This is a genomic window from Musicola paradisiaca NCPPB 2511 (genome assembly GCF_000400505.1).
Taxonomy (GTDB): Bacteria; Pseudomonadota; Gammaproteobacteria; order Enterobacterales; family Enterobacteriaceae; genus Musicola; species Musicola paradisiaca.
On sequence record NZ_CM001857.1, the window covers coordinates 3,085,826 to 3,094,572 of the forward strand.

General features: G+C 55.8%; 9 protein-coding genes. 6 read left to right on the forward strand and 3 right to left on the reverse strand.

Annotated elements, in window-relative coordinates; all coding sequences use genetic code 11:
- Window positions 1-13: 13 nt before the first annotated feature.
- On the reverse strand, window positions 14-1,954 hold the full coding sequence (locus DPA2511_RS13655) for a methyl-accepting chemotaxis protein (protein ID WP_015854340.1): 1,941 nt from the start codon (window positions 1,952-1,954) through the stop codon (window positions 14-16).
- A 483-nt stretch (window positions 1,955-2,437) separates the two neighbouring features.
- On the opposite strand from DPA2511_RS13655, the gene folD reads away from it, so the two are divergent.
- Window positions 2,438-3,307: a bifunctional methylenetetrahydrofolate dehydrogenase/methenyltetrahydrofolate cyclohydrolase FolD gene (gene folD / locus DPA2511_RS13660; RefSeq protein ID WP_015854341.1), complete on the forward strand. Its 870-nt coding sequence runs from the start codon at window positions 2,438-2,440 to the stop codon at window positions 3,305-3,307.
- A gap of 5 nt (window positions 3,308-3,312) precedes the next feature.
- A complete protein-coding gene (gene ybcJ, locus DPA2511_RS13665) occupies window positions 3,313-3,525 on the forward strand; it encodes a ribosome-associated protein YbcJ (protein WP_015854342.1) in 213 nt (70 codons plus the stop codon).
- An 81-nt stretch (window positions 3,526-3,606) separates the two neighbouring features.
- Here the strand turns inward: ybcJ and cysS are convergent, their stop codons facing one another.
- Window positions 3,607-4,992, reverse strand: a complete 1,386-nt coding sequence (gene cysS, locus DPA2511_RS13670) for a cysteine--tRNA ligase (protein WP_015854343.1) — start codon at window positions 4,990-4,992, stop codon at window positions 3,607-3,609.
- A 358-nt stretch (window positions 4,993-5,350) separates the two neighbouring features.
- Entirely contained in the window at window positions 5,351-5,773 is a 423-nt protein-coding gene (locus DPA2511_RS13675) for a DoxX family protein (RefSeq protein WP_015854344.1), read from the reverse strand.
- A gap of 338 nt (window positions 5,774-6,111) precedes the next feature.
- On the opposite strand from DPA2511_RS13675, the gene ppiB reads away from it, so the two are divergent.
- From ppiB to DPA2511_RS22890, 4 genes are all read left to right on the forward strand, one after another.
- Window positions 6,112-6,606: a peptidylprolyl isomerase B gene (gene ppiB / locus DPA2511_RS13680; RefSeq protein WP_015854345.1), complete on the forward strand. Its 495-nt coding sequence runs from the start codon at window positions 6,112-6,114 to the stop codon at window positions 6,604-6,606.
- Between the two features lie 9 nt (window positions 6,607-6,615).
- Window positions 6,616-7,341 carry a UDP-2,3-diacylglucosamine diphosphatase gene (gene lpxH, locus DPA2511_RS13685; protein ID WP_015854346.1) on the forward strand — a complete coding sequence of 242 codons (726 nt, stop codon included), beginning with the start codon at window positions 6,616-6,618 and terminating at the stop codon, window positions 7,339-7,341.
- Between the two features lie 222 nt (window positions 7,342-7,563).
- A complete protein-coding gene (gene purE, locus DPA2511_RS13690; RefSeq protein ID WP_015854347.1) occupies window positions 7,564-8,073 on the forward strand; it encodes a 5-(carboxyamino)imidazole ribonucleotide mutase in 510 nt (169 codons plus the stop codon).
- A partial coding sequence (locus tag DPA2511_RS22890; RefSeq protein WP_035049754.1) for an ATP-grasp domain-containing protein occupies window positions 8,070-8,747 on the forward strand: 678 nt, incomplete at its 3' end. The genes purE and DPA2511_RS22890, both read left to right, overlap by 4 nt.

The following is an 8,747-nucleotide window of genomic DNA, read 5'->3' on the forward strand; positions in this document are numbered from 1 at the left end:
TCGTTTCATTGGCTTAGTAGACAGGCAATGCGTTGTGTTGTTCCTCATCCGTGACCACAAAGCGGTCGACGGTTTCCCGCATATCGCTGGCCTGCCGATCCAACAATTGGCTGGCGTCAGCCGCCTGTGAAACCAGGGTGGCATTCTGTTGCGTCACCCGTTCCAGTTGGTTAAGTGCCTGGTGCACTTGCTCGACGCCCAGCGATTGTTCACGCGCCGCCGTCGCGATATCACTGACAAAATCCCGCACCTGCGCGGAACTGGTCATGATCTCGCGCATGGTCTGGCTGCTGCTGTCCACCAGCATGACGCCGGAGCGAACCTGTTCAATACTGGCGGAAATCAGTTCCCGGATACGTTGTGATTCGCTCGCACTGCGCTGCGCCAGATTACGTACTTCCGTTGCTACGACGGCAAACCCTTTGCCTTGTTCACCGGCTCGGGCTGCCTCGACCGACGCATTCAACGCCAGCAAATTGGTCTGAAAGGCGATGGAGTCAATCGCCCCTGTCAGTTGCGACATCTGTGCGCTGGAGTTTTGGATTTGCGCCATCGCGTCATTGGCCTGCCGGGAAATCTGCTCCGCCAGCGCGATCCGCTCTTCCATGCTCTGCATCAACGCCGATGCCTGCGCCGCATAATCTGCGGTCTGTTTCACCGCACTGGAAATCTGCTCCATACTGCTTGCCGTCTCGACCAGAGACGCCGCCTGAGCATCGGTACGCTGGGCCAGATCCTGATTTCCCTGTGATATGTCATTGCTGGCACGCCCCACCAGACTGGCATTTTTCTTAATGGAGCAAACAATGCGCTCAATATTTTCCAACGAACGGTTATAAGCCCGGTTCAACTGCGACAACTCATCGTTACCCGGTACATACAGCCGGCGGGTCAAGTCATTCCCCATTTCATCAATGGTTTGCAGCGTGGAGGTCATCTGCCGATAAATGCTGCGCACCACCAGTACCGCCAAGAGCAATGCCAGCGCCAACGCCACGATCATCCCGACCAGATAGGCGTACCAACTCTGTTTCGCACTGTGCTCCAGTTGTTGGGCAAAACTCAGCAATGTTTCCGCCGCCGCATCTTCGATCGCCTTCAACTGATCGATACGCACCGTCTGCTGCTTGAACCATTCATCCGCATTCACACCAAACCCACCGGTCGCCGCTTTGGCAAACGCCAGATCACGCATGGCGATCGCAGGCTGCGCATCGGGGCTGTTGAGGCCATCCCGCATCCGCTGTTTAAGCGTCGGCTGCGCAAACTGGTTAAACACCGCGCCATACGCATTTTCCATCCCCACCAGTTGGCTAAACCGCTCATACTGCCCGGCGCCGAACCGATCCACTGCAAAAACTTCCGACAACAGCGCCCGCATGATGCCCGCCTGTTCCTTGAAGTTCAGCAGGCTGTAATACGCCACCACGCGCGTCACCAATTCCCCTTCCGTCACCAGATTGCCCATGTCGCCCACCACGGCGATCATGTCGCTGATATTGGCGGTGTACCAGCCCACGACCTGCGACGTCGGCAGTGAAAACGTATCGACCTGCGCACGCAGTGCAGACAGCCCCTGCTGGCGCGCCTTGAGCGTGTTCAGGCGTTGTGCAATCACGCCCGATATCTCGTTCTGCGGCAACGCCGCCCAGCCTTGCCACAAGATGGCCAGCGCTTTGTCCGTTTCAAGCCGCTGATCACGCAGCGACGTGGCGAATTTCTGCCCTTTACTGCCGATATAACCGGAACTCATACCGCGCTCGCGCTGCACCGCGTGTGCGGCATTCCCCGCATACTCCGCCAGTGTCAGTAACTGCGAAAACTGCGCCATTTCCCGCTCTGCCTGTCGGCGCTCCAGCATGCCGTTAGAAGAGAACCATAACAACGCAATCAACAATGGCATCAGCGCCAACGCAAACCTGTATCGCATAGAAAGTGAAGATAATCGCAACATGAACGTCCCCCGACGATTTGTGTAGTCTCAGCCTCGATGTCATGGCTTTTTTCTTTCGTTCTGTTCACATCAGAATCGTTAATGAAAAAACCCAAAGCACATTGCTTTACGGTCTGCTCTCCCCGGTTTCCCGACGCTACAGTAGAGATTAGCAATGCAGGCGGAATCTGCCCGTTATTGCATGACTGAAATACAATTACCGGGCATAAAAAAACCGCCATAAATCAGCAACACTGTACTGTTAGGCGTATGTTAATGAAAGGTGTGCCGGGACGATCCCCGCCAAAATCGCCGCACCATCGACTCGGAAGGGTAATGGATAAGCATGACGCCATAGCCGGTGGTCTTTCAGATAAAAAACGCGCATTCACGGCATTTATGCCGCCGCCTCGCAATTAATCACCACACAACGCCTGACAGCCCGCGCCGCTTCTGCCAAAATAGGCGCATCTCCCCGCATTGAAAATGATGGATTTTCCGTAGATGGTTGCAAAAATTATTGATGGTAAAACGATTGCGCAGCAGGTTAAGGACGAAGTCGCCGCCAGGGTGAAACTGCGTCTGGCGGCCGGAAAACGCGCACCGGGTCTGGCCGTAGTCTTGGTGGGCGAAAACCCCGCGTCGCAGATTTACGTCGCCAGCAAACGCAAGGTGTGCGAAGAGGTCGGGTTCGTTTCTCGTGCTTACGACCTGCCCGCCACCACTACCGAATCGGAACTGTTAACGCTTATCGACACGCTGAACGCCGATCCGGCAATCGATGGCATTCTGGTGCAATTACCGCTGCCGGCTGGGATCGACAACACCCGAGTGATTGAACGCATCGCGCCCGATAAAGATGTGGATGGTTTCCATCCCTACAACGTTGGCCGGCTGTGCCAGCGGGATCCGCTGTTGCGCCCCTGTACGCCGCGCGGCATCGTCACCCTGCTGGAACGCTATGACATCAATATGTTCGGTCTGAATGCCGTGGTCGTCGGTGCGTCCAACATCGTCGGTCGCCCCATGAGTATGGAACTGCTGCTGGCCGGCTGCACCACCACGGTGACGCATCGCTTTACCAAGGATCTGCGCCACCACGTCGAACATGCCGATCTGTTGATCGTGGCCGTCGGCAAACCCGGTTTTATCCCCGGTGAATGGATCAAACCCGGCGCTATCGTGATTGATGTCGGCATCAACCGCCTGGAAAACGGCAAAGTTGTCGGCGATGTTCGCTTTGACGAAGCTCAGGAACGTGCGTCACTTATCACGCCGGTGCCTGGCGGCGTCGGGCCGATGACCGTGGCAACCCTGATCCAGAACACCTTGCAGGCATGCGAGGAATATCACGACACTCCAGTGCAGGCATAATCCTTATGGCAATTTTTCATCTCGATAAACATCCGCACGTTGAACTGTGCGACTTGCTGAAACTGTTGGGCTGGGCCGAAAGCGGCGCAGCGGCCAAGGTCGCTATCGCTGCCGGGGAAGTCTCGGTGAACGGCCAGACCGAAACCCGTAAACGCTGCAAAATCATCGCCGGCCAGACAGTGCTTTTTCACGGCGAATCAGTGACCGTTCAGGATTGACGCGCGCGTTCTTCCCCCTGTAACCCCATGTGAAAAGGCCCGGCGAAACCGGGCCTTTATCGTTTGGTCTGGCAGTCAATACTATTTACGGCGCCAGATAGTGCCTTGCGGGCCGTCTTCCAGCACGATGCCCATGTCGGTCAAACGGTTACGCGCCGCATCCGCTGCCGCCCAGTCTTTCGACTGACGCGCATCATTACGCTGCTTAATCAACGCGTCGATTTCCTGTACTTCATCATCGCAGGGCTGCGCACCGCTTTGCAGGAACAGTTCCGGATCCTGTTCCAGCAGGCCCAGCACGCCCGCCAGACGACGCAGCTCCGCCGCCAGTGCATTGGCCGCGGCGGCGTCCTCCGCTTTCAGGCGGTTGATATCGCGTGCGATATCAAACAGTACCGAATACGCTTCCGGCGTATTGAAGTCGTCATCCATCGCTGTGCAAAAACGTGCTTCAAACGCCTCGCCGCCCGCTGGCGATGCCGACTCGTCCGTACCACGCAACGCGGTATAAAGCCGCTCCAGCGACGCGCGCGCCTGCTTCAGATTTTCTTCGCTGTAGTTGAGCTGGCTGCGGTAATGGCCGGACATCAGGAAATAACGGATGGTCTCTGCATCGTAATGCGCCAGCACATCACGCACGGTAAAGAAGTTGTTCAACGACTTGGACATCTTTTCCCGATCCACCATGACCATGCCGGTATGCATCCAGTAGTTGACGTATTCGCCGCCGTGGGCGCAGGTCGACTGGGCGATCTCGTTTTCATGATGCGGGAACATCAAATCGGAACCGCCGCCGTGGATATCGAAGTGCTCGCCCAACTGTTTGCAATTCATCGCCGAACACTCGATGTGCCAACCCGGACGGCCATTTCCCCACGGCGACGGCCAGCTCGGCTCGTTCAGTTTAGACATTTTCCACAACACGAAATCCATCGGATTGCGTTTTACTTCGGCGATTTCCACCCGAGCGCCAGCCTTCAACTGCTCCAGATCCTGACGGGACAATACGCCGTAGCCCGGAGCGGTATCCACCGAAAACATCACGTCACCGTTTTCCGCCACATAGGCATGGCGGCGGGCGATCAGTTTTTCCACCAGTTCAATGATTTCGGCGATATGGTGGGTGGCGCGAGGCTCTTCATCCGGGCTCAAAATATTAAGAGAGGCGAAATCTGCATGCATTTCCGCAATCATGCGATCAGTCAATTGCGCGATCGTCTCGCCATTTTCCGCTGCACGTTTGATGATTTTGTCATCGATATCGGTAATGTTACGAACGTATTTAACGTCATAGCCCAAATAGCGCAGATAACGGGAAACCATGTCGAATGCCACGAAAGTACGCCCATGCCCGATGTGACACAGGTCATAAACGGTTATCCCGCACACATACATGCCAACCTTGCCGGCGTGAATAGGTTTGAATTCCTCTTTTTGACGACTCAGGGTGTTAAAAATCTTTAGCATCAGGACGTTCCATGGTTTCGCAGGCGATGGGCATCACGGCTGCAGTACACGTAAAAAGACAGTTTTTATCCGGTTTTACAACTCAGGCTGTGTATTGAACCCTGAACCCTGCGCCATTGCAAGATCGCTACCCGCCAGCAATGTGAATATCGCTGGCCGCTCGGCTATTTCCGGCACGCTCTGACGATGAAGCCATTATCCCCGCGCCCAAAAACTATCACCAAGCCCAAAAATTATTCCCAGGCCCAAAAACTATCACCAGACCCAAAAACAAGAGCCCGATCTTTCGATCGGGCCCGCGACACAACTGACTACTTACTGCGGTTTACGACTTACTGCTGCGTCGAGTAGCGACGGCTTAACGCCAACGCGGATTGGACATCACGGAATACTTGCCGCTGCCCAGAAGGGCAATTGCGATCCCGGCAAAGAAATAAACGGCGACGCTTTCAATGCCCCAGGCGCCGGTTTTATCCAGCGTGAAGATCGCTTCGGGATGCGCCAGCAAGAAAGCGACGATCATGGTAAAGGAGAACGCCAGCGCCGAGGCGCGCGTCAGGATACCGAAAATCATCAGCACCGGCGTAATCACCTCGCCGACAAACACACCGTAACCAATAAAGCCCGGCAACCCTTTTGCCGCCAGCATCCCCTGAATACCGCCGATACCCGCGATGACTTTATGAATACCGTGAAACAACATCAGCACACTAAATGACACACGAAGAATCAGCTTGCCTAAATCTGGTTTGTCCAACAGTTGATTAATCCGATCCAACATAATTCACCTGCCTATTAAGGTTATATTCAAGGATAGTGTGTTAACGCGAGGAGATCTCAGTTGCGATAAGAGTAAATTTTGGAAGTAAAAAAACATATCTAAATGATACTAAATATTGATTTAGCGCAAGAATTTTCTACTTCAAATTAATTCATTAAAATCAATAAAATAAGAAAGTTATTTTGAAGTAGATTCCTACGCTTTTTCCCTTAGCCGCGCTTTACCACGGCGTCGTGCTGACTCAGTCATTCACTTATGTTATAAGAGCGCTTTTGGTGGCTCACTGCTTCCGTGAACATCTTTCTTTATGACTTATTATGGCTAAGTAAGGTTCATTTATGATTACGTTTCATACCAATCACGGCGATATCGTTATCACTACGTTTGCCGACAAAGCGCCAGTCACCGTGGAAAACTTCCTGAACTACTGCCGCAGCGGTTTTTACGACAATACCATCTTCCATCGTGTCATTAACGGTTTCATGATCCAGGGCGGCGGTTTCGCGCCGGGTATGGAACAGAAAGCGACCAAAGCCTCCATCAAGAATGAAGCCAACAATGGTTTGAAAAACAACCGCGGCACACTGGCTATGGCTCGTACCAACGATCCGCACTCTGCTACCGCCCAATTTTTCATCAACGTGGTAGACAACGACTTCCTGAACTTTCGTGCTGAAAACGCTAACGGCTGGGGCTACTGCGTATTTGCCGAAGTGACGGAAGGCCTGGATGTCGTCGACAAAATCAAAGCGGTCGCCACCGGCCGCAGCGGCATGCATCAGGACGTGCCGAAAGAAGACGTCATCGTCACCAAAGTGACCGTCAGCGAGTAATTTCGCTGCATGTCCACGCTGTTTATTGGCGATCTTCATCTGAGCGAACAGGAACCGGCGATTACCGCCGGTTTTCTGCGTTTTTTGCAGCAAGAAGCGTCGCACGCCGATGCGCTCTACATTCTTGGCGACTTGTTCGACGCCTGGATCGGCGATGACGATCCCAAAGCGCTGCACGCGACGATCGCTACGGCGCTGCAAGCGCTCGCTCAACAGGGCGTCCCTTGCTACTTTGTCCATGGCAACCGTGACTTTTTGTTAGGAAAGCGCTTTGCCCGCCAGAGCGGAATGACGCTATTGCCGACGGAGACCGTGCTGAATCTCTACGGCCGCCGCACGCTGATCCTGCATGGCGACACCCTCTGTACTGACGACGCCGCCTATCAACGCTTTCGCCGTAAAGTTCATCATCCGCTGATTCAATGGCTATTTCTGCGCCTGCCGCTCTTTGTTCGGCTACGCATCGCCGACCGCATGCGCGCCGCCAGCCGGCAAGCGAACCAGACCAAATCCATGGCGATCATGGACGTCAACCCGCACACCGTGTTCGAACGCCTGCGCCACCATCAGGTTGATCGCATGATCCACGGCCATACCCACCGTCCGGCCATTCATGTTCTTCTGCTCGACGGAAAACGCGCCGAGCGTGCAGTGCTGGGTGCCTGGCATCACGCCGGATCGGCGATTCGGGTCGCACCGGACGGCGACATCACGCTGACCCCATTTCCGTACTGACGATTTCCCACGCAAACCGGAAATTTCACGCTCCGGCCGTACAGTCAGCTTTCCACGGGAAGCCGCATTTCATCGCCACGCAACCGTTTTCCTCCCTTCGGGCTCGTGGTATGCTCTACGCCCTCGCGATCGGCGCTCCGTCGCCGGTCGCTGTGGTATCGATGACCGTTGCACTACCCGCACGACACCCGCACTACGCGCAATCACAGGAGCATTACAGGCATGTCATCCAACGCTGCCCCAGCGAAAATCGCCATTGTCATGGGATCAAAGAGTGACTGGGCCACCATGCAGTTTGCTGCAGAAATCCTCACCACGCTGAACCTTCCCTATCATGTCGAAATCGTTTCCGCGCACCGCACGCCGGACAAACTGTTCAGTTTTGCCGAACAGGCGGAATACAACGGCTTTGACGTGATCATCGCCGGCGCGGGCGGCGCCGCCCACCTGCCGGGCATGCTGGCGGCCAAAACATTAGTGCCGGTGCTGGGCGTTCCGGTGCAGAGCGCAGCCTTGAGCGGTGTCGACAGTCTTTATTCCATCGTGCAGATGCCGCGCGGCATCCCGGTCGGTACGCTGGCCATCGGCAAAGCCGGTGCCGCCAACGCGGCACTGCTGGCCGCACAAATTCTGGCGCGTCACGACAGCGAACTGGCAGGCCGTTTGGCGGTTTGGCGCCAAACACAGACTGACGACGTGCTGAACCATCCCGACCCGCGGGAGGAAGCATGAAACCGGTTTGCGTACTGGGCAACGGCCAATTGGGCCGTATGCTGCGTCAGGCGGGCGAACCGCTGGGCATCGCCGTTTATCCGGTGGGACTGGATGCGGAACCGGAATCGGTGCCGGTACATCACAGCGTCATCACCGCTGAAATCGAACGTTGGCCGGAAACAGCGCTCACTCGCGAGCTGGCCCGTCATCCGGCATTCGTTAATCGCGACATCTTCCCGCTGCTGGCGGATCGCTATACCCAAAAACAACTGCTGGATGAACTCGATCTGGCAACCGCGCCCTGGCAGTTACTGGCATCAGAGCAGGAATGGCCGGGCGTCTTCGCCCGCTTGGGCGAATTGGCGATCGTCAAACGCCGCACCGGCGGTTACGACGGCCGCGGCCAGTGGCGCATCCGTCCCGGCGAAGAACATAGTCTGCCGGCCGAGTGCTACGGCGAATGCATCGTCGAACAGGGCATCAACTTTTCCGGCGAGGTTTCGCTGGTGGGCGCGCGCAGCGCGCAGGGCACATGCGTGTTCTACCCGTTGACCCATAACCTGCATCAGGACGGGATCCTGCGCGCCAGCGTTGCCTTGCCGCACCCCGCCCCGCAGTTGCAGCAGCAGGCGGAGCAGATGCTGTCCGCCATCATGAACCGCCTCGACTATGTGGGCGTCATGGCGATGGAG